Origin of the sequence: Clostridium uliginosum (assembly GCF_900112485.1) — a bacterium.
Taxonomy (GTDB): Bacteria; Bacillota; Clostridia; order Clostridiales; family Clostridiaceae; genus Clostridium; species Clostridium uliginosum.
On record NZ_FOMG01000001.1, the window covers coordinates 146979 to 168132 of the forward strand.

Annotated in this window: 16 protein-coding genes, 1 tRNA gene and 1 riboswitch; of the genes, 8 read left to right on the plus strand and 9 right to left on the minus strand. The window is 28.0% G+C overall.

Features of this window, described 5'->3' with window-relative positions; all coding sequences use genetic code 11:
* Positions 1–19: 19 nt before the first annotated feature.
* From BM027_RS00670 to BM027_RS00705, 7 genes are all read right to left on the minus strand, one after another.
* Positions 20–3283: a DEAD/DEAH box helicase gene (locus tag BM027_RS00670; RefSeq protein ID WP_090087698.1), complete on the minus strand. Its 3264-nt coding sequence runs from the start codon at positions 3281–3283 to the stop codon at positions 20–22.
* A gap of 88 nt (positions 3284–3371) precedes the next feature.
* Positions 3372–3560, minus strand: coding sequence for a hypothetical protein (locus BM027_RS00675; RefSeq protein ID WP_090087704.1), 189 nt, complete (start codon positions 3558–3560; stop codon positions 3372–3374).
* 92 nt (positions 3561–3652) lie between these two features.
* Positions 3653–5593, minus strand: a complete 1941-nt coding sequence (locus BM027_RS00680; RefSeq protein WP_090087709.1) for an ABC-F family ATP-binding cassette domain-containing protein — start codon at positions 5591–5593, stop codon at positions 3653–3655.
* A 344-nt stretch (positions 5594–5937) separates the two neighbouring features.
* Positions 5938–6600: a hypothetical protein gene (locus BM027_RS00685; RefSeq protein WP_090087712.1), complete on the minus strand. Its 663-nt coding sequence runs from the start codon at positions 6598–6600 to the stop codon at positions 5938–5940.
* 240 nt (positions 6601–6840) lie between these two features.
* Complete coding sequence (locus BM027_RS00690; protein WP_090087715.1) at positions 6841–7455, minus strand: class I SAM-dependent methyltransferase; 615 nt, start codon at positions 7453–7455, stop codon at positions 6841–6843.
* Between the two features lie 14 nt (positions 7456–7469).
* A complete protein-coding gene (locus BM027_RS18390) occupies positions 7470–8486 on the minus strand; it encodes a GNAT family N-acetyltransferase (protein WP_242943259.1) in 1017 nt (338 codons plus the stop codon).
* Positions 8487–8830: 344 nt separating this feature from the next.
* Positions 8831–9697 (minus strand): SDR family oxidoreductase, encoded by an 867-nt coding sequence (locus BM027_RS00705; protein WP_090087718.1) that lies wholly within the window; start codon positions 9695–9697, stop codon positions 8831–8833.
* Positions 9698–9900: 203 nt separating this feature from the next.
* On the opposite strand from BM027_RS00705, the gene BM027_RS00710 reads away from it, so the two are divergent.
* The 7 genes from BM027_RS00710 to BM027_RS00740 all read left to right on the plus strand — a co-directional run bounded on the left by BM027_RS00710 (position 9901) and on the right by BM027_RS00740 (position 18161).
* Positions 9901–10812, plus strand: a complete 912-nt coding sequence (locus BM027_RS00710) for a M15 family metallopeptidase (RefSeq protein WP_090087722.1) — start codon at positions 9901–9903, stop codon at positions 10810–10812.
* 31 nt (positions 10813–10843) lie between these two features.
* A complete protein-coding gene (locus BM027_RS00715) occupies positions 10844–11956 on the plus strand; it encodes an amidase domain-containing protein (protein ID WP_090087726.1) in 1113 nt (370 codons plus the stop codon).
* A gap of 669 nt (positions 11957–12625) precedes the next feature.
* Entirely contained in the window at positions 12626–14191 is a 1566-nt protein-coding gene (locus BM027_RS00720; RefSeq protein WP_090087729.1) for an ABC transporter substrate-binding protein, read from the plus strand.
* Between the two features lie 75 nt (positions 14192–14266).
* A complete protein-coding gene (locus BM027_RS00725) occupies positions 14267–15271 on the plus strand; it encodes an ABC transporter permease (protein WP_090087732.1) in 1005 nt (334 codons plus the stop codon).
* Positions 15272–15286: 15 nt separating this feature from the next.
* The gene (gene nikC, locus BM027_RS00730; protein ID WP_090087735.1) at positions 15287–16195 is read left to right on the plus strand and encodes a nickel transporter permease; all 909 of its coding nucleotides are present in this window, start codon (positions 15287–15289) and stop codon (positions 16193–16195) included.
* 15 nt (positions 16196–16210) lie between these two features.
* The gene (locus BM027_RS00735; RefSeq protein ID WP_090087738.1) at positions 16211–17191 is read left to right on the plus strand and encodes an ABC transporter ATP-binding protein; all 981 of its coding nucleotides are present in this window, start codon (positions 16211–16213) and stop codon (positions 17189–17191) included.
* The gene (locus BM027_RS00740) at positions 17184–18161 is read left to right on the plus strand and encodes an ABC transporter ATP-binding protein (protein WP_090087741.1); all 978 of its coding nucleotides are present in this window, start codon (positions 17184–17186) and stop codon (positions 18159–18161) included. The genes BM027_RS00735 and BM027_RS00740 overlap by 8 nt, the downstream gene beginning before the upstream one ends.
* A 217-nt stretch (positions 18162–18378) precedes the next feature.
* Here BM027_RS00740 and BM027_RS00745 read toward each other — a convergent pair whose 3' ends face one another.
* Positions 18379–18882 (minus strand): AAA family ATPase, encoded by a 504-nt coding sequence (locus BM027_RS00745; RefSeq protein ID WP_090087745.1) that lies wholly within the window; start codon positions 18880–18882, stop codon positions 18379–18381.
* Between the two features lie 263 nt (positions 18883–19145).
* On the opposite strand from BM027_RS00745, the gene BM027_RS00750 reads away from it, so the two are divergent.
* Positions 19146–19220: transfer RNA gene (locus BM027_RS00750), tRNA-Cys, on the plus strand.
* A 110-nt stretch (positions 19221–19330) separates the two neighbouring features.
* On the opposite strand, the gene BM027_RS00755 is transcribed toward BM027_RS00750, so the two are convergent.
* Positions 19331–20641 (minus strand): Na+/H+ antiporter NhaC family protein, encoded by a 1311-nt coding sequence (locus BM027_RS00755; RefSeq protein WP_090087747.1) that lies wholly within the window; start codon positions 20639–20641, stop codon positions 19331–19333.
* 99 nt (positions 20642–20740) lie between these two features.
* Positions 20741–20897: riboswitch (SAM riboswitch) on the minus strand.
* Between the last annotated feature and the right edge of the window lie 257 nt (positions 20898–21154).

Here is a 21154-nt window from a genome sequence, read left to right on the forward strand (position 1 = left end):
TCTTTTAAACTTTATTGTTTTAATTAAATAAATTTAATATTTCATCTTCCTTTAATGTATTTATAAATGACCCTACATTTAAGTCATCTCCTAATATTTTATCTATTAACTCTCTCTTAACATCTTGAAGTTCTACTATCTTTTCTTCAATAGTTCCTTGAGCTATAAGCTTTATAACTTCAACAGTATTTTGTTGACCTATTCTATGAGCTCTATCAGTAGCTTGATCTTCAACTGCGGGATTCCACCATGGGTCAAAATGTATTACTATATCCGCGCTTGTTAAATTAAGCCCTGTACCTCCAGCTTTTAAAGATACTAAAAACACTGAATTTTTTCCATCATTAAATTCATCTACCAATTTCATTCTATTTAGTGAAGATACTGAACCATCTAAATAAGAAAATAAAATATTGTTTTCTTCAAGCAATTTTCCTATATTTTTAAGTACAGATGTAAATTGAGAAAATACTAATATCTTATGTCCTTCAGCTATACTTTGTTCAAGTAAATCTATAAGTGCTTCTATTTTTCCACTTCCACCTAAGTAATTTTCCATTATTACTGATGGATCTAAACATATTTGACGTAATTTTGTTATATAAGATAAAATTTCTATCTTACTATTTTTAAATTCGTCATCTTCAACTTTTTTCTTTATTAGATCCTTTGCATAATCAGAATAAGTTTTATAAACTGTCTTTTGCTCATCACTTAAAGGAACAAGTAACCTCTTCTCAATCTTATCTGGCAATTCTTTTATTACATTTTTCTTATATCTTCTTAAAATAAATGGTTTTACTAACCTATTTATCTCTTCTAAAATTTCTTTTTCTTCTTCAAGCCTTCTATAATATCTTGTAGTAAATCTTTTTTCATTAAACAAGTATCCAGGCATTACAAAGTCAAAGATTGACCAAAGTTCCATTAAAGAATTTTCTATTGGCGTACCTGTTAAAGCAAATCTTCCTTTTGCATTTATGTTCTTAACTGCTTTTGCGCTAAGTGATGAAGGATTTTTGATATTTTGAGCTTCATCCAAAATACAATAATCAAACTCCATAGTATATAAATCTAAATCTCTTCTAAGTAGGTTGTATGTTGTAATAATAACATCATATTCTTTATAACATTTAATCAATTCTTCTCGTTCTTCTTTACCTCCATTTATTATACATACATTCATAGAGGGAGCAAATTTTTTGAATTCGTTAAACCAGTTATATATTAGTGATGTAGGTGCTACTATTAAAGAATTTGACTTAGATTTTGATAATAAAAATACTATGGTTTGTAGGGTCTTTCCAAGCCCCATCTCATCTCCTAGTATTCCTCCAAATCCTAAGTAATCTAAAGTTCTAAACCAATTGTAGCCATCTCTTTGATATTCTCTAAGTTTAGCTTGAATACCATAAGGCATTTGAAATGATTTGTCTTTAATATTCTTAAGTCTATCCTTAAGCTCTTTTATTTCTTCACGTCCTGTTATAAATCTAAGATCCTTATCTTCTAGGTATTGCTCTAAATACGCCCCTTTATTTTCTGGAATTTTTATAATATTATTATTTAATGTTTCATCTAAAAGTAAATTATCTAAGAGAATGAGAGCTTCTTTTAAATTTTCATCTTCTAAATCTAAAAATTCTCCATTTTCAAGCTTATAATATTTCAGATTATTTCTAAAGCTTCTAAGTATATTAGAAGTTTCTTCTTTAGATATATCCCCTAAAATAAATTCAAAATCAAAATAATTAAACTTCCCTTTTCTTATTTCTCCTTTAAAATCTGATTTAGTTAGATGCTTAAGTCCTTTAAAACGCTCAGAATAAAAAACTTCACCATAATTTTGTAATTTCTCTATTTCATACTTAAAAAACTTGAAAATATCATCATCATCCCTTAAAAATATAAACTTATTATTTATATCTTCAAAGCCAAGTCTTTTTAATAAAGCATAAACTTCTCTTTCTTTTTGGGCATTTCTATATATAACCTTATCCTTAAATTCTTCAAAATAATTAAATTCATGTCCTTCGTAAGAAACTTTAAATATTAAGGTTACATTATCTCTATCTTTATCAAAATAGAATTTAATCTTAAGCGGAGCTATTACCACCTTGTTTTTTATTGATTTAGATAATGTCAATTCATTACTTAAATATTGTATTGATGGTATTAATTCTTTTAAAATTCTTTTTTCTTCACTTTTATTAAATGTTACTCCAGAGGTAGCGTTAAATACTTTAAGATAAGGAGTTAACCTTTCACATTGCTCTACTGATGGAATATATATTGAAGTTCCATATAAAAACACATCTTCGTTTTGAGTAAGAGCTTCAGGCATACCTGTTGGTGCTTCTAATATTAATTTATTATTCTTCTCGCATAATGAAAATGGAATTGGTATATCCTCATATAATATTTCAGAGTCTATTATTCTACAGAAAAAACCATCCCCTAAATAAATTCTATGATTTTTTATTACCTCTAAAAAAGACTTAACTAATATATCTGGAATTGTTATTGTCTTACCATTTATTAATTTGTCCTGATTTTTTCTAAAATGACTGTTTGAAGCCTCTAAGTCATTTATTTTATATATAAACTTAATTAATCTTCTATCTTCAAAAGAAAGGCTTTGATTATTTATATTAAAGGTAAAATCTTTGCCATATTTAACTGGCATTTTATTATACATACATGTTAAAAATTGATTTATATCTCTTAATATATACATCTTATTGGTTTGATTTTTAAGTCCTATTTTAAATTCTGCTTGAATCTTAGATGACCAATTATTTCTATTTAATGTTATCTCAAACTTCACTTTTTCTTGAGGTTTATTATTTAACAATAAGGATAAAATATCTTCTTTATTAGAAGAGGAGAATACCTCATTATCTTTGTTATCATTTGAATTCTCTAAAAATATAAATTCTTTTCTTAAATCTTCATCATTATCAAGCTTCTTTAAGAATCCATAAAACGAAGCAACCAAATGTTTACAACAATAATTATCCTTAGAAAATTCCTTTTTTTCAAAATCGAGGCAACTACAATAAGTTCCAACCACTTCTTTTGTCTTACTATCAATTTCAATTTTACATGAATATTCACTAAAAAGACTTTCTGATATAACAGACGACATTATATCTATCATATGCTTATCTACATCTACTTTTAAATCTTTTATTAAATCATTTTTTAATATATTCTCTGCTTTTAATCTATTCTTTCCGCCTATGCTTTTATTAAATCCCTCTAACAAAATTTGCTTTATCATATAATCACCTACAATTGACAATGTACAATGAACAATTGTATACGAAATTCCTAAATTGTTCATTGAGCACTATGCTTTTCACATTAATTTAATTATTAATTTCTTTAGTTGTTCTTATTAACGAAATATCTATATATTCTGATTTAGAAAATCCCTTTCTAAAATACCTTATTTGCTTATATTTTTTCCCTTCAAGTTCTATATCTAGAAGATCGATTCTATCTCCTTTAAATACTGTAGGTTCTTTTTTACCTTTTAAAAATACATGTAATTCCATAATTCGGTCCTCCTTAAGTCTATTAACTAATAGTAATGAACCAATATACATAATATTATAGACTTGCTATTTTTTATGTTAACTTACAACTTTTATTTATTCTTATTTGTTGAATATTCTTCTATCGCTACTGCAATTTCATTTAAATGTTCCCATCTTTCATACTTGTTATCTAACTCTTCTTGAAGTTTTTCTTTATCTTTCATTAATTCATTAAGTTTTCCATAATTCGTAGCATTTTTTTCTAAGTTTTTTTCAACCTTTTCTATCTTTTCTTCTAATGCAGATATATCCTCATCTATTGTTTCAAATTCTTTTTGCTCTTTAAATGTAAACTTTGGTTTATCTTCTTTGTTCTTAACTCTTTCTTTAGAATCTTTTTTAGAGCTATTTTCAGATTTTTGAGAAGTTATATTTTGATTACTTTTTTCTATTTCTTTTGAAATTAAAAAATCACTATAATTTCCATTATACTCTTTAATTTGCCCAGAGCCTTCATATGAAAATATCTTATTACAAATTCTATCTAAGAAATATCTATCATGCGATACCACAATAACTATGCCCATAAAATCATCTAAAAAGGCTTCAAGAATTTTTAGAGTTTCTATATCTAAGTCATTAGTAGGTTCATCTAATATTAAAAAGTTAGGTGATTCCATAAGAACTCTAAGAAGATGAAGTCTTCTTCTTTCTCCACCTGATAATTTTTCAATTGGAGTGTACTGCATTGTACTATCAAATAAAAATCTCTCACACATTGAAGAGGCCATTATTTTAGTTCCATCTTCTGTTGGAATATATTCCCCACCTTCTTTAACATAATCAATTACTCTAAGACTTGGTTGCATATGAGCATTATCTTGAGCAAAACACCCTATCTTAACTGTATCACCTATTTCAATTTTTCCACTATCTAAAGGTAATAATCCTCTAATTAAATTAACTAAAGTTGTTTTACCTGCTCCATTTTCTCCAATTATTCCAATCCTATCATCTCTTAAAAATATGTAATTAAAGTCTTTTATAACTTCTTTTTCTCCAAATGATTTACATACATTATATAGTTCAACTATCTTTTTGCCGAGTCTACTTCCAATAAATGAAATATGTATATCTTCTTGCCTTGCAATTGTTGTAGTATTTACTAAATCATCAAACCTTTGAAGTCTAGCTTTTTGCTTTGTAGTTCTAGCCTTAGCTCCTCTTCTTACCCACTTTAATTCATTTCTTATTAAAGCATCTCTTTTTTCTCCTTGAATTTGCTCAGTCTCAAGTCTTTCAACTTTCTTTTCTAAAAATGCAGTATAGTTACCAGGATAAGTATACATATTTCCTCTATCTAGTTCTATAATCCTATTTGTTACTATATCAAGAAAATACCTATCATGAGTAATCATTAAAAGAGCACCCTTTCTTGCATTTAAAAATTCCTCAAGCCATTCTATAGAGTTAGCATCTAAGTGATTTGTTGGTTCATCTAATATAAGTAATTCACATGGAGTTATAAGCGCTGATGCTAATGCAACCCTCTTCTTTTGACCACCAGATAAATTATCCATTTTTTCATTATAATTATCTATTCCAAGCTTATTTAAAATACTCTTTGCATCACTTTCTAAATCCCATAAGTTAAGCGAATCTATTTGTCCTTGAAGTTTAATCAATTTATTATTCAAATTCTCAAAATCTTCACTATTAGCAGTATTTATTAATTCCAACAACTCCTCATACTCCCTAAGAAGCTTCATCTCTTTCTTATCATCTCTAAATATTTGTTCTAAAACAGTGGCACCACTTTTAAAATCTGGATTTTGAGCAAGGTATTCTATTCTTACATTCTTTCCTTTTGTTATAGATCCATCAAAGAACTCCTCTTTTCCAGCGACAATTTTTAAAAATGTTGATTTTCCTGTACCATTAATGCCGATAAGACCAATTTTATCACCGTCATTAATTCCTAATGATACATTATTAAATAAAATTTTCTCACTATAACTTTTATTTATATTTTCTAAAGTAATTATATTCATTTAAATTAAAAACTCCTTCATAATAATCTACTAACTATTTTAACACATTTTCAAAAATAGTACCTTCTACATATTAATTCTTTGTGCTTTTAAGTTGCTATAGGTTGCATTTTACTTGCCTATATTCCATAGATTTTATTAAGAAAACCGTTGCTACCACTAGATTATGTCGTAATAATGTATTTTAAATAAAATTTATTTTATTATTCATAGTATTTTCTGGATCTATGTTAATATAGTAGGATTACATTTATATACTCCGTAATGTATTTTAGTAACTTATTTGCATTTTACTCGTAAAGAATAATAAAAAAACACCTAAGATAACTAAATCCTAAGTGTTTCTAAAAAATGTTTACCCTTATTAACTTAATCAAATCAATAGTTCCATTATACTCTCCTCTTGCTTCATTTACTTTTATTGCTAATCTGTTACAATTTAATTTTTTGATTTTTGAAAGTTTTCCTAAATAACTTGCTGCTCCAATACCTCTATCTAATAATGTTAATATATCTAACCCTATTTTGGTAGCATCAAATGTTTCTTTATGTGGTGATTCATTTTTAAAATGTTCATGCAATAAATCTGAAGGTTTTCCTTTTATTTCTTTCACACAATCAAAAAAATTACTAATTTTATTATTTATCGATTCATTAATAATTCCTCTTGTTGTTACATATTTACATGCATCAATTCCTAAATCTGATATTGAATCTAACAATGTATTGACAAAATCTAAAGCACCATAGCCTATACTTTTTATTGCATCTCCTGGCGAATTATGATCTTTATAACTACTTTTATCATATGCTTTAAATGCACTTACCCCTTCAGCACAGGGTGCTGACTTATCTGCTTCTCCTAGAATATATTCACCATCTAATGATTTAAATTTTACCATTGTTCCTTCTTCATATTTCTTACTTGAATCAAAAGTTTCTATATCACTTATATTTTTTAATTCTATTCCTGATTTAGGGATTCCATTATGCAAATTAGATTGCATAACAACATTTATATTGTGTCAGAAATATCCTTACCTTTTTTATTCTTAAGAATATACTTAATATTATTATAAGAGGCGAAAAAACTATAATTAAACCTGCTACTTTATTATTTACAAACAACAATGTATTATCATTTGAAAAAACTGATGTTTGAAAGTTGTAATACGACTTAAATGTTAATTTGGAATTCATATTTCTTTAGATAAGCTCTTAATCCCCTACACAATCATTTCATTTTATCAGTACATCTTTTGAACTATGTAATCAATATATCCTTGTTTGATTTTTTGACCTTCATAAATTCTTTCTAAAATTCTATTTTCTTTAAATAAAATTTTCATATCTTTAAAATGCAATTCACCTTCATTGATATTATAGTAAGTATGAATGACTTTTTCTCCTCTTTCTATCTGAAAAAATTCATTTTCTCCAACTTCATCCCCATTTCCATATCCACTGTCATGTAATGAAAGAAAATTTATACAACATACTCCACCAGGCTTTAGAACTCTCTTAATCTCATTGATAGATTTTGTAATATCTTTTTTTGTCATATGAAAAATAGAATTATAAGAATAAATATAGCTTATTGATTCATTTTCAAATGGTAATTTTCTCATATCTCCTTTAGAAATATTAAGTTCAAAACTAAATTGTTCTGAAAAAATTTTAGCCTTTTCTATTTGTGAATCGTTAATTTCAATTCCATATGTTTTGTATCCAAACTCTGAAAAAATAGCAAGTGGTGGATAATCTCCCCCTGCTCCGCAATCTAATATACTTTTTTCCAAATTATACTCATTACAATAATTTAAAAACCTATATAACTGTGGTTGTTTAATTAAAAATTTCATATAATACCCTCCCATTAATAAGAAAATTCCATCTTAATAAATTCATCAGAACCTATTAATGTGTCTTTATTATAAATATCTATAGTTTTAAAACCTGCTTTTTTATAACATTTAATTGCTCTTTGGTTAAAAGATCGAACTTCTAAAACGATTTTCTTATTACCATATTTTCTCTTACATTCACTTTTTAACAAAGCCATAATATTGTTACCTAATCCTTGTCCACATAAAGATGGTTTTAATCCAAGTCCAATTAAAACAAAGTCACTATTGTTTATGAACCTTATATATCCACATAAATCATCAAGTTCATTAATTACCGCCACAAACTCATTTTGTCTTTTTGTTTCTATTGCAATAGCCCAATTTTCTTTAACAATAATATGCCATTTAGGAAAATTATATATAGAATAGTTATTATCATATTTCCAATTACATATTTGTTTTGCATAATTTTCAGTAAAATTTTCTACTCTAAAATTCATAGATTTAGTATGTTTATTATATAATCTGTAATAATAAAATGGTTTCTCTTCAGTTTCACCAGAATTCAATATCATTCTTGTCTCAACCTTTATAAAATCAGATTTTTCTATAACTCTTTGTGAAGAAAGATTATCTAATTCAACAATTGCAATCAAATAATCAAGATTTAAATTATCAAATGCCCATTTAGTCATAGCTTTCGTAGCCTCAGTTATGTATCCTTTGTTACTGAATTTTTCTGAAACAAAATAAGCTATTTCAATTTCATTATCTACTTCTTCTTTATTTCCTATTCCAATCATTCCTATTAATCTACCATTTGTTTTAATAGTAACTGCTAACATTATTCTTGCAGTTGTCCTTGTTACTATTAGATATTGTTTTTCAATCCATTCTATCCATTTTTCTCTAATATCTACAGACGACTCCCAATCAGGCATCCATTTTAGAATATTGGGTTCATTGCAGATTGCATTTAATTTTACTGTATCATTTACAGAAAATTGTCTTAATATAAGCCGTTCTGTTTCTATACAAATATTCATTTTTTTCACCTCGTTTTTTTATTTACATTTGTGTACTACTAATCCTAGAGTTTTTTATTCATTATTAATGAAGTATTCTTATTTATAATCTTTCATTATTAAAATTATACTAATTATGTATATTAATGTCTAAGTATTATTAAAGTTCCAAATAAAGTCTGAACATTTTCTCTCACTTTATTTTTCATATTCCCTACCTTACCTCTTCTTTTCTTCATTAAAAAAAGAGCTAAGGCTATTACTCCTTAACTCTTGATTTTACTGGGATTACTCATTCTTTTTATTTCATTGGTTTATAAGATTTGTTTTAAGTCTAATATATTTATTCATTATTTATTGGATGTCTATGAATTTACTATTTCTCCACCATTAATATGGATAGTTTGACCTGTAATATATGAAGCACATTCTGACGCTAAAAATACATAAGCTCCAGCACATTCAACTGGTTGACCCGCTCTACCCATTGGAGTATTTGAGCCATGATTTGAGGTTTTTACTGCATCAAAACTTGATGGTATAAGTGGTGTCCAAATAGGTCCCGGTGCAACAGCATTTACTCTTATTCCAGTTTTTCCTTTTGCTAAAGCAGTTGATAAACTCCTTGTAAATGATACAATAGCTCCTTTAGTCATTGAATAATCTATTAATGTTTCATTTCCCTTAAACGCTACTACTGAAGTTGTATTTATTATACTAGCTCCACTTTTTAAATGATTCATAGCTGCTCTTGTCATATAAAAAGTACCATATGCATTAGTCTTAAATGTCTTATCAAATTGCTCATCAGATATTTTCTTGATATCACTACATTCATATTGCACAGCTGCATTATTCACTAATATATCTATTTTCCCATATTCACTAATAGTTTTTTCCATAATGCTATTGCAGAAACTAACATCACTAATATCACCAGCTATAAGTGTACACTTTTTACCCATATTATCTATAAGTTTTTTAGTTTCTTCAGCATCTTTATGTTCATTATAATAAACAATTACTATATTTGCTCCTTGATTTGCATAAGCAATTGCAACAGCCCTACCTATTCCACTATCGCCCCCAGTAATTATAGCCACTTTATTATTTAAAATATCACCCTTTTTATTATATGTGGGGTCATTATATATAGGCGCTGGATTCATCTCATATTCAAAGCCTGGATGTTGATTTTGATGTTGAGATGGAAAAGATGTTGGAAAATTCATGTTACTTCCTCCTTTGATTGAATATTTTATATAAAGTATTATGTCCAAACATAAAAAAAATATCATTTTACCTACTTAATTATATTCTTTGACTTTTATATTATTCTGCTAATAATTTAAAAACATACATTAAAATCCATCACATATTAGAATAATTCTTTGGATAAACTATATTTACATAGTTTTAAATGGTGGTGAACATAATGATAAAAAAATTAAGTATTTTTATAATATGTCTTTTAGTTACTGTCAATATACCTATTACATCAAAAGCATCTGAAGATATAGACTATATAATAGAAATGAAACAGGATATTTTAACTCTTATGTTAGCTTACCCAGATTATATAGTTGGAGTAGAAAAAAATAATGATGATAAAGTTTATCTAATTATGAAATCTGGCAAGAAAATTATTTATGACGATAAAATCGAGAAAAGTCATGAAGAAAAATTAGAAAATCCGGATCTCCAAGATATGTTAGAACAGGATTATCCTCTTGATAAAAGTAACAGTATTATGGATAAAACCTTTGATCCAGGAAGAGCTAGACATTATGAACTTTTAAGTGAAGTTTATGGAAATTCTAGAAAGTCTATCGAATCAAACTTAATTAGCTTAAAATATGGCTATACTAATTATCAATTTAACAGTAAAAATAATGCTAATACATCTTTAGAAGCAGCATTAAAAGAACTTATCCCTCTTTCAAAAACTAGAGGTGATATAGGAAGTATTCTTTACCCTGCTAGTGGAACTTATAATTATAGAGTTATATCAGGTACTGGTAGATTAAGTCCTCACTCTTATGGGATAGCAATTGATTTAAAAAGTGATAAAAAAGATTATTGGAAATGGAGTTCAGACAAAGAAGGCGAAAAAAGACTTTCACAGTACCCTAAAGAATTAGTAGAAGCATTTGAAAAAAACAATTTTGTGTGGGGAGGAAAATGGGGTCATTTTGATATTTTACATTTTGAGTATAGACCAGAAATAATATTAAAAGCTAAATATTTCAGCACTTGGAATAATAATAGCAAATGGTATGAAGGTGCTCCTTTAGAAGAGGAAGCTACTAAAAAATATATTGATATAATTGAACAAGAATTACAGTAGAATAATATTCATTTAGAAAGAGGTAGTACTTATGTGGATATCTAAGTTTAAGAAAAACTCATCAATATTCATAGGAATTATTATAATTGCACTTATATGTTTATGTATCAATGTTTGTAGCGAACAAAAAGTCTTAGCACTTACTGATACTGATTCTGAAGTAAAAAGTTATGTAGAAAATATATTTTCAATAAAAAGCAAAGCAATATTAACTCAAGACTTAGACTGCTTAGAGCATATATATGCTACTGATACTAAATTGGGACAATGGGCTTATGAGTATGAAGAAAAAAAGGTAAAATATATAAATAACTGGGCACAAAAACAAGGAGTTAAATTTACAGATATAACACCTAAGATATTAATCACAAAATGTAAAGTTAAAAAAGACAAAGCTTCTTTTTTTGTGTTATGTGATACAGAATATAAATACATCTATCTAAATGAGCCACAGCTAGTTAATAATTCAAGAATTGGAACATCTCATTCTCTTCAATTAACTAATAAAGATGGAAAATGGATAATAGCAAAGGAATGGTATACAGATCCTTTTGCCGATTCGTTAAGTTTAGAAAATATTAAAGCGGATGACATTAAACAATATATCACTTCACAACAAGCTAGAGATCTTTCTAATATTAATGAAAGAAGAAAAAATGCAATGGAATATGCAGAAAAATATTGTGGCTTATCAACTATTGAAGAACATGAATTTAAATATAATAAAAAGTATAAAAATTTCAACTGTGAGGGAGGAGATTGTGCAAACTTTGCTTCACAGGTATTGCATGAAGGGGGCAAATTCAAAAAAAATTCTGCATGGAATTATGAAAAAGGAAATGCAACAGCACCTTGGGTAAATGCTGGCAAGTTTACTTACTACATGTTAAATAGCGGAAGAGCATCAGTTATTTCTACTGGAAATTATGAAAAAGTATATAAGGCTTCCTATAAACTTCTTCCTGGTGATTTTGTAGCTTATGAAAAAAAAGGAGATATAACTCATGTATCTGTGGTTACTGGAGTTGATTCGAAAGGATACTCCTTAGTAACTTGTCATAATACAGATAGAAATAATGTTCCCTGGGATTTAGGATGGAGTGATAAAAAAATGAAGTTTTGGCTAATTAGAGTAAATTACTGATTATAAACAGATTTTTATATCGTTGATTTTTAATTTTATATATCATCCCCCCCTGTTGAGTGTGTATAATTGTACAAAATCAACAGGGGTTTTTTAAGGTTCTTAAAGTAAATTCCTCTGTCCATGAGCTTTATACTACAATATCAACACTCTGTTGAAACAGTGCCTAATTTTAAGGTGTTATTTTGTGTTTTGTATTTTAAATTTTATTAGATTTTTTTATTGTGTTTTTATTTTTTAAGTAAAGGTATGCTACGTTAACGTTATATTGTATAAACTACTTACTCCTACTTGAAATTTCTCTATAATAATTACAAATATTATCTTACGACTTTTTTCTTCATTTTTAATAATCACTAAAATTATCTTCAATTTAAAAGTTTGTAAATTATCATATCGTTAACTTTTTTTAATTTTTCTTATATAATATACAAAGTATCCATTATATTTATACTGATTTGTTTATAAAATATATACTTTTTTATATAAGTATGATATAATCATATAAATTATCAAATGGTAAATTTAAGTATTATTTGAATTATTATGTAAAATATATTTAAGCTATTTAAAAAATAATACTGTTTATATTTAAAATTACATAATATCATTTATTCTTTTTTAATATCCTATAAAGGATAATATTTATAATAATGAGGGGGCTATTTTATGAAAAAGAAAGTATTATCGCTTATTTTATCAGCGATACTTGCTACTACTTTTCTTGTAGGTTGTGGTGGACAAGCTACAAGCACAAAAAACTCGACTGGCAATAAAACATTTATTTTTGCTCAAGGCGCTGATCCAAGGGGACTTGATCCTGCTTTTGTTGATGATGGTGAATCAGCTAAAGTAATTTGTAATGTTTATGAAGGATTAGTGTCCTATGGAGATGACAATACAGATGTTAAACCCTGTTTAGCTGAAAGCTGGGACATTAGTAATGATGGCACTGAATACACATTTCATCTTAAAAAGGGTGTGAAATTCCACGATGGGACTGATTTTAATGCAGATGCAGTAATTAAATCTGTTCAAAGACAATTACCTCCAAATGCAACTGATGACATGCCTTATGCTTCATTTACATTTGCTGGAGTTAATAAGGTTGAAGCTCTTGATAACAATACAGTTAAATTCACACTTAATGCTCCAAGTACTCCATTTTTATCAAATCTTGCAATGGCACTTGCAGCTCCAATTGTAAGTCCAACTGCACTTGAAAAATATAATGGTAACCTAAATGAACATCCAGTTGGTACTGGTCCTTTCAAATTTGTATCTTGGGACAAAGGAGAAAAAGTTACAATTGAAAAAAATAATGATTATTGGGGTGAAAAGCCTATCTTAGACAAAGTAGTAATTAAAATTACTAAAGAAAATTCAGTAAGAGCTAGTGAACTTATGACTGGTTCTATTGATGCTATGGATGGATTAGATCCAAATGATGTTCCAAAATTAAAAGAAAAACAAATAAATATATTTAACGAACCTGGAATGAATATAAACTACATGGCCTTTAACTGTGAAAGAGCTCCATTTAATAATCCAAAACTAAGAGAAGCTTTATCATATGCTATTAATCGTGAAGATTTAGTTCAATACTTATATCAAGGTTATGCAGATGTTGCAAAAACACAACTTCCAAGTTTTATACCTGGATATAAAAAAGATGTAACTTCATATGGATATGATCCTGATAAATCAAAAGCAATGTTAAAAGAACTAGGACAAGAAAATCTTAATATAAAGATGATTACTTATTCAAATCCTAGACCTTACAACTCTGTTGGTGGTCAAAAACTCGCAGAAGCAGTTCAAAATTCCTTAAGCAAAGTTGGTGTTACTGCAACTATTGATGTGTATCAATGGACTGAATATAAAGAAAAGACACAACAAGGTGAAGGTGAGATATTATTCTACGGTTGGAATGGAGATAATGGAGATGCAGATAACTTCTTGTCATTACTTGATAGTAAAGAAATTGCTAGTAGTTTAAATGTAGCTAGATATTCAAATCCTAAAGTAGATGAGTTGTTAGCTAAAGGTAGAAAATTACCTAATGGAGATGAAAGAAAAGCTTTATATGGTGATCTTCAAGATTTACTTGCTAAAGATGCAGCATGGGTTCCAATTTCATATGCAAAGCAAATGGCAGCTTCAACTCCAAAGATTAAAAACTTTACAATTCACCCAACTGGTACAGTCTTCTTTAAAAATATAGATAAAGAATAAAATCTAAATCATATTTTTAGAGGCTCCGATAAAATCGGAGCCTCATAATTTAACATTAAAAAAAGAGGTGAATTTATGATCAAGTATATAATTAAAAGAATATTACTACTTATACCAGTACTTTTTGGAGTTTCAATATTAGTATTTTTAGTAATGCATGTATTTAGTTCTGATCCAACTTCAATAATTTTAGGGCAACATGCAAGTCAAGATCAAATTCTTTCTTTAAGAGAACAATTAGGATTAAATGACCCATTATACATTCAATATTTTGATTTTATGAAAGGTATGTCACAAGGAAATTTTGGTGATTCTCTTATAACTAAAACAGCTGTAGCAAAAGAAATTTTTTCTAGATTTCCTGCAACTATTGAGCTTGCTCTTGTTGCAATAATTGTAGCTTCAATAGTTGGTGTTACTTTAGGCGTTCTTTCAGCTGTAAAACAAAATTCAATTATAGATTATCTTTGTATGGGAAGTTCTTTAATTGGAGTGTCAATGCCAATATTTTGGCTCGGATTAATTTTAATTGTTGTATTTTCAGTTAACTTGCATATATTACCAGTTTCAGGTCGTGCAACTATTGGTTTGGAGCCTGTTAAAGTTACAGGATTATATCTTTTAGACAGCTTATTATCAGGCAATATGATTGCATTTTGGGATTCATTAAAGCACATGATGCTTCCTGTAATAGCATTAGCTTCATATTCAACAGCTATTATAGCTCGTATGACTCGTTCTACTATGCTTGAAGTTTTAGGTCAAGATTATATAAGAACTGCTAGATCCAAAGGACTTGTTGAAAATATAGTTATTAGAAGTCACGGACTTAGAAATGCATTAATTCCAATCTCTACTGTTATTGGACTTCAATTAGGATCACTACTAGGTGGCGCTGTTTTAACAGAAACAGTTTTCTCATGGCCTGGTATAGGTAGTTATACAATTGATGCTATTTTAAAATCAGATTATCCAGTTGTACAAGGATCTGTTATCATAATGGCAATAGTATTTGTTATGGTAAATTTATTAGTAGATTTACTTTATGCATATATAGATCCTCGTATAAAATACTCTTAAAGGAGGACCTATATTATGGATACTAATTTAATACAAGAAAGCTCTACTTATTTAAATGAAGAAAAATTTTCAAGAAATACTATATTAGATAGATTTAAAAATTTTATGTCATTATTGATATCAAACCGTGCTGCTTTAATTGGTTTAATTTTTATTACTTTAATAGTTTTAATAGCAATATTCGGTAAATTTTTAATGCCGTACGATCCTTATAGTGGAGAGTTATCCAATTCTCTTCAAACACCTTCAGCTACTCACTTTTTTGGTACTGATGAACAAGGAAGAGATATTTTTAGTAGAGTAATTGATGGTACTAAAATATCTTTAAGAGTTGGTCTTATTTCTGTTGCTATAGCCTTATCAATAGGAACTGTAATAGGTTCAATTTGTGGTTACTTTGGTGGTAATATTGATATGTTCTTAATGAGAATAATGGATATAATTCTTGCTTTCCCTTCCCTACTTTTAGCAATTGCTTTTATGAGTGCTCTTGGAAAAGGCCTTGACAAAGCTGTTATTGCTATCAGTATAGTTACGATTCCAGAATATGCTCGTATAGTACGTGGATGTGTATTATCTGTACGTGAAAGTGAATATATACAAGCTGCAAAAGCTATTGGAAATAATGATTTTGTTATAATTTTTAAGCATGTGCTTCCTAATATTTTATCTCCAATAATTGTTCGTGCTACACTAGGTATTTCTAGTGCAATTTTAGAAACATCAGCACTTGGATTCCTTGGACTTGGAGTTCAACCACCTCTTGCTGAATGGGGAACTATGCTTGGTGCTGGTAGAAGTTACTTCTATAATGCTCCTCACATAATTTTATTCCCTGGATTTGCAATTACACTTACGGTCCTAGCTTTTAATTTATTAGGAGATGGGCTTAGAGATGCTTTAGATCCTAAGCTAAATGCATAAGGGGGGAATTTAAAAATGCTACTTGATATAAAAAACTTAAAAACAGAATTTATAACTAAAAAAGGTACTATTACAGCTGTAAACGGAGTAGATTTTAATGTAGATAAAGGCGAGGTAGTTGCTATAGTTGGTGAATCTGGTAGTGGTAAGAGTGTTACTTCCCTATCTATAATGGGACTTCATTCGAGAACTAGTAAAACAAAGATGTCTGGAGAAATATTATTTAAATCTGAAAATTTACTTGAAAAGTCAGAAAAAGAAATGCAAAATTTACGTGGTAAACAGTTGTCTATGATTTTTCAAGAACCAATGACCTCTTTAAACCCTGTTTTTACAATTGGAAGACAAATTACTGAAGCAATTATTAAACATGAAGGTTTAAATAAAAAGGAAGCAAGAAACAGAGCAATAGAAATGCTAACTTTAGTTGGTATTCCTTCTCCAGAAGCAAGAATAGATAACTACCCTCATCAATTAAGTGGTGGTATGAGACAAAGGGTTATGATTGCAATCGCGCTTAGCTGTAATCCAGAACTTTTAATTGCCGATGAACCTACTACTGCACTTGATGTTACAATCCAAGCACAGATTCTTGAACTTATGCTCGAATTAAAAAACAAACTTGGTACTGCAATTTTACTTATTACTCATGACTTAGGAGTTGTTGCTGAGGTTGCTGATAGAGTTGTTGTTATGTATTGTGGCAAAGTGGTTGAAAAAGCTTTAATAAAAGATATTTTTAAAGATCCGAAACATCCTTATACTAAAGGCTTGCTTAATTCTATTCCTAAAATAGAGGATGATGTTGAAAGATTATTTATTATACCTGGTACTGTTCCTAATCCACTAGAATTACCAACTGGATGTACTTTTAGGAATAGATGTCCAAATTGTATGGATAAATGCACATATGAATCACCTCCTTTAATATCTTTAGAAAATAGAGAAGTTCGTTGTTTCTTATATAAAAATAAGGAGGATGAAAATAATGGATAAATTAATGGAAATTAAAAATTTAAAAAAATTTTTCCCTGTATCCTCTTCAGGATTTTTTCAAAAACCTCAGTCTGTCCAAGCTGTTGATGATGTTTCTTTTGATATATATAAAGGTGAAACATTAGGAATCGTAGGAGAATCTGGTTGTGGTAAATCTACCCTGGGAAGACTTCTTGTTAATTTATTAGATTCTACTTCAGGTGAAATATTATTTGAAGGAAAAGACATAAATGAAATTAGAAAAGATAATAGAAAAAATATAAGCAAAAATATTCAAATCATATTTCAAGATCCATACGCATCATTAAATCCTAGAATGAAGATTGGAGATATAATAAAAGAACCTATGAAAGTAAATAATATTGCAAATGGTAAAGAACTTGAACATAAAGTTAATGAACTTCTAAGATATGTTGGACTTGCTCCTTACCATAAAGATAGATATCCACATGAATTTAGTGGTGGTCAAAGACAAAGAGTTGGAATAGCACGTGCAATATCAGTTAACCCCAAAATTATAGTTTGTGATGAAGCTGTATCAGCATTGGACGTATCAATTCAAGCTCAGATTTTAAACCTTTTGTCAGATCTTCAACACAAATTAGGATTTACTTATTTGTTTATAGCACATGGCTTAAATGTTGTTAAGCATATTAGTAATAGAGTTGGTGTTATGTACCTTGGTAAATTAGTTGAAATCGGAGATGTAGATTCTCTCTACTCTAACCCACTTCATCCATATACTAAAGCATTATTATCCGCTATACCTATTCCTAATCCTGAAGTTAAAAAAGAAAGAATTATATTATCAGGTGACGTACCAAGTCCTATAAATCCACCAAGCGGTTGTAGATTTCATACAAGATGTCCAAAGTGCATGGATGTTTGCAAACACTTTGAACCTAAATTTGTTGAATTAGAGACTGGGCATAAAATTGCTTGTCATTTATATGATAAAAATAATGAATAATAGATTAAAAGACTTTCTATGTTATGCATTAGAGAGTCTTTTGTTTTCACATTTACATAATCATATTTATCAATATCTATAATTAAAACTTCTGGAGCATTATAATGATCACTAACTCATTTAAGGCACATTCAAAAAAATAACAAGGAAGTCAGCTAGTCTATTTCGTATCTTTGACTTGTTATTTTCTTTCATGTACCTAACTTATAATTTCAAATTATTGAATAATATTTTTGATTTCATTTACAATTGTAGTTATTTCTTTAAATGTAGTATCCACTTTTAATGTATCCATTTTTGAATAGAGATCTAACCTTTCTAAGCTTCTATTAATACTATTTTTTTCTCTTTTACCTTCTAATATGTCAAGACCAACTCTTTTTATCAACTCATCTTTAGAACATGTCAAGGTTATTTTATAGATATTAAATGATTTTGTTTGCATATTATCTAATATTAGGTTCATAATATAATCACTATCAATAACCCAATTAAATATTACATATTCCAGTGATGAATTCATTAAGAAATTATTTAATATATAAGTTATATTCTTTATAACCATTTCCTTATTTTCTTCATTTACGGTAAAAGGATTAATCATCCAGCACCAATCACCATCTAGCCATGCTGAGTTTGGTAAAGTTTTATGTAAATTTTCACATATAGAAGTTTTTCCTACACCCATTGTTCCATTTATTATTATAAATTTTTTAATCATTTCTCCACCTCTTACATTAAACTGTTACTTTATTGAAATTTAAAGCATGCTCTTAATATAAAGTTTCAATACACTTAATGAAAATATATATTATAACTATATTTTATTTTCTCCTGGATTAAATGTAAAGTTATGCTTGAACATAAAAAGTAGAAGCTATTATTAATAATTAAAAATACATATAATAAATTTTATTATATGTGTAACACTTTTGGGCAAAATTACTAATATATTTATATAGAGAAAATTAAATAATTTTGTATGGCACTATAGCCAAGCGGTAAGGCAGAGGTCTGCAAAACCTTTATTCTCCAGTTCAAATCTGGATGGTGCCTCCACAATAAAAGCTAGTAAACTTGGAATTTTATTATTTCCCTGGTTTACTAGCTTTTTTATCTTCTTAAAAACACTCACATTTTACTCATACTAAAAGTACTTTTTCATAATATTAAGATACTTTTTCTTTTATATTTAATTTTTCAGATTTATTTCTATGATACCAGAACATTGATATTACTGCGCATACTCCCATTAAGTATGGATATAATAAATATTTCATTATAGCAAAGGGGGATATTCCCGCCAATCCAGATGCTGAAATCAATTGAGCTCCATAAGGAATCATTCCTTGAAAAACACAAGAAAACATATCCATTATTCCAGCAACTCTTTTAGGTTCTAAATCAAACTCATCTGAAATATTTTTAGCTATTGGTCCTACAGTTACTATAGCTATAGTGTTATTTGCAGTACATACATCTACTAAACTTACTAAAATCGCTATTCCAAATTCTGCATCTCTCTTATTTTTAAATTTCTTTAGACCTTTCTTTAATATATATTCTATTCCACCATTTTCTTTAATTAAAGCTATTGTTCCTGCTATTAATAAAGATATAATTATCAATTCACTCATTCCAGATATTCCGTTAGAAATTGAACTACATAATCCAATAATATTAAAGCTACCATAAGCAAAACCAATAATTGCTGCAATAATCGTTCCACCAAATAAAACAACCATAACATTTAATCCAAATAATGATGATGCTATCACTACAATATATGGAATAATTTTCACCAAGCTATAGTTTAATGCTTGTACATCTGTTGCTACTGCATTTCTTGTTAATATAGCAAAAATTATTGTTGTTATTATTGCTGCTGGAAGTACAATTCTAAAATTCATTTTAAATTTATCCTTCATTTGACAGCCTTGAGTTCTTGTTGCTGCTATAGTTGTATCTGAAATTATTGATAAATTATCTCCAAACATAGCTCCACTAACAACAGCTCCAACTGCTATAGCTACTACAACTCCAGTTTTATCTGCTATGCCAACTGCAATTGGAACTAATGCAACTATAGTTCCCATAGATGTACCAACTGAAAGAGCTATAAAACATGCAATTAAAAACAAACCAACAATTAATAAATTGCTTGGTAATATTGATAAGCCTAAATTTACAGTTGAATCTACTGCTCCCATATCTTTTGCAACTTGAGCAAATGCTCCTGCAAGTATAAATATTAATATCATTAAAATAACATTATTATCTCCTGCTCCTTTACAAAAAATCTCTAATTTTTCATTCAGACTCTTTCCTCTGTTCATAATTAATGCCGTTACTGCTGATGCTAAAAATGGAATTATTATTGATACTGCATACATATCTCCAGCTAACAAAGATACCCCAACATAAACTACTAAAAATACCAATAATGGTATTAGTGATTTTATACTTCCTTGTTTTTTCATTAAGATTCTCTCCTCATATTGTTAATTTTGAAATTTTAAGCAAAAAATTAAAGCTTCAACCAGTAGTGAAGCTTTACATATTCTTATACTATATTAAACTCCTTATCTAATAGGATTTAGCACCACATCTTTTAAGTTAAGTCGATTTGCTAATTAAAAAGCTTTTATTAGTACCTTAGCAATACTTAATTCTTAACTACTAAAAGTAGGTTGCTGGGCTTCATAGGGCCAGTCCCTCCACCACTCTTGATAAGTTATTCTTTTTTCAAGTGTAATTTTAACAATATAATTAACTGCTGTCAACTACTAAAGTTATACTCTAACCTATTAATACATATGTTGTAATTTATAAACTTATGGTAAAAACTATTTTAAAATTGGTATATTAATATTTATACTGTAGCATCATTATTGAAACATATATAATAAATACATTACAAAATTAATTTAGGTAGAAATTAATTTTGTAATAATATTATATTAATTACACTGTTAAAATATTATTTTATTAAA

Excerpts from the sequence above, each read along its gene's own strand:
- BM027_RS00685 (WP_090087712.1), bottom strand. The coding sequence starts at position 6,600 with ATGCAATCTAATTTGCATAATGGAATCCCTAAATCAGGAATAGAATTA.
- BM027_RS00735 (WP_090087738.1), top strand. The coding sequence starts at position 16,211 with ATGCTACTTGATATAAAAAACTTAAAAACAGAATTTATAACTAAAAAA.
- BM027_RS00670 (WP_090087698.1), bottom strand. The coding sequence starts at position 3,283 with ATGATAAAGCAAATTTTGTTAGAGGGATTTAATAAAAGCATAGGCGGA.
- BM027_RS00725 (WP_090087732.1), top strand. The coding sequence starts at position 14,267 with ATGATCAAGTATATAATTAAAAGAATATTACTACTTATACCAGTACTT.
- BM027_RS00715 (WP_090087726.1), top strand. The coding sequence starts at position 10,844 with ATGTGGATATCTAAGTTTAAGAAAAACTCATCAATATTCATAGGAATT.
- BM027_RS00680 (WP_090087709.1), bottom strand. The coding sequence starts at position 5,593 with ATGAATATAATTACTTTAGAAAATATAAATAAAAGTTATAGTGAGAAA.
- nikC (WP_090087735.1), top strand. The coding sequence starts at position 15,287 with ATGGATACTAATTTAATACAAGAAAGCTCTACTTATTTAAATGAAGAA.
- BM027_RS00710 (WP_090087722.1), top strand. The coding sequence starts at position 9,901 with ATGATAAAAAAATTAAGTATTTTTATAATATGTCTTTTAGTTACTGTC.
- BM027_RS00675 (WP_090087704.1), bottom strand. The coding sequence starts at position 3,560 with ATGGAATTACATGTATTTTTAAAAGGTAAAAAAGAACCTACAGTATTT.
- BM027_RS00755 (WP_090087747.1), bottom strand. The coding sequence starts at position 20,641 with ATGAAAAAACAAGGAAGTATAAAATCACTAATACCATTATTGGTATTT.
- BM027_RS00745 (WP_090087745.1), bottom strand. The coding sequence starts at position 18,882 with ATGATTAAAAAATTTATAATAATAAATGGAACAATGGGTGTAGGAAAA.
- BM027_RS00705 (WP_090087718.1), bottom strand. The coding sequence starts at position 9,697 with ATGAATTTTCCAACATCTTTTCCATCTCAACATCAAAATCAACATCCA.
- BM027_RS00740 (WP_090087741.1), top strand. The coding sequence starts at position 17,184 with ATGGATAAATTAATGGAAATTAAAAATTTAAAAAAATTTTTCCCTGTA.
- BM027_RS00720 (WP_090087729.1), top strand. The coding sequence starts at position 12,626 with ATGAAAAAGAAAGTATTATCGCTTATTTTATCAGCGATACTTGCTACT.
- BM027_RS18390 (WP_242943259.1), bottom strand. The coding sequence starts at position 8,486 with ATGAATATTTGTATAGAAACAGAACGGCTTATATTAAGACAATTTTCT.
- BM027_RS00690 (WP_090087715.1), bottom strand. The coding sequence starts at position 7,455 with ATGAAATTTTTAATTAAACAACCACAGTTATATAGGTTTTTAAATTAT.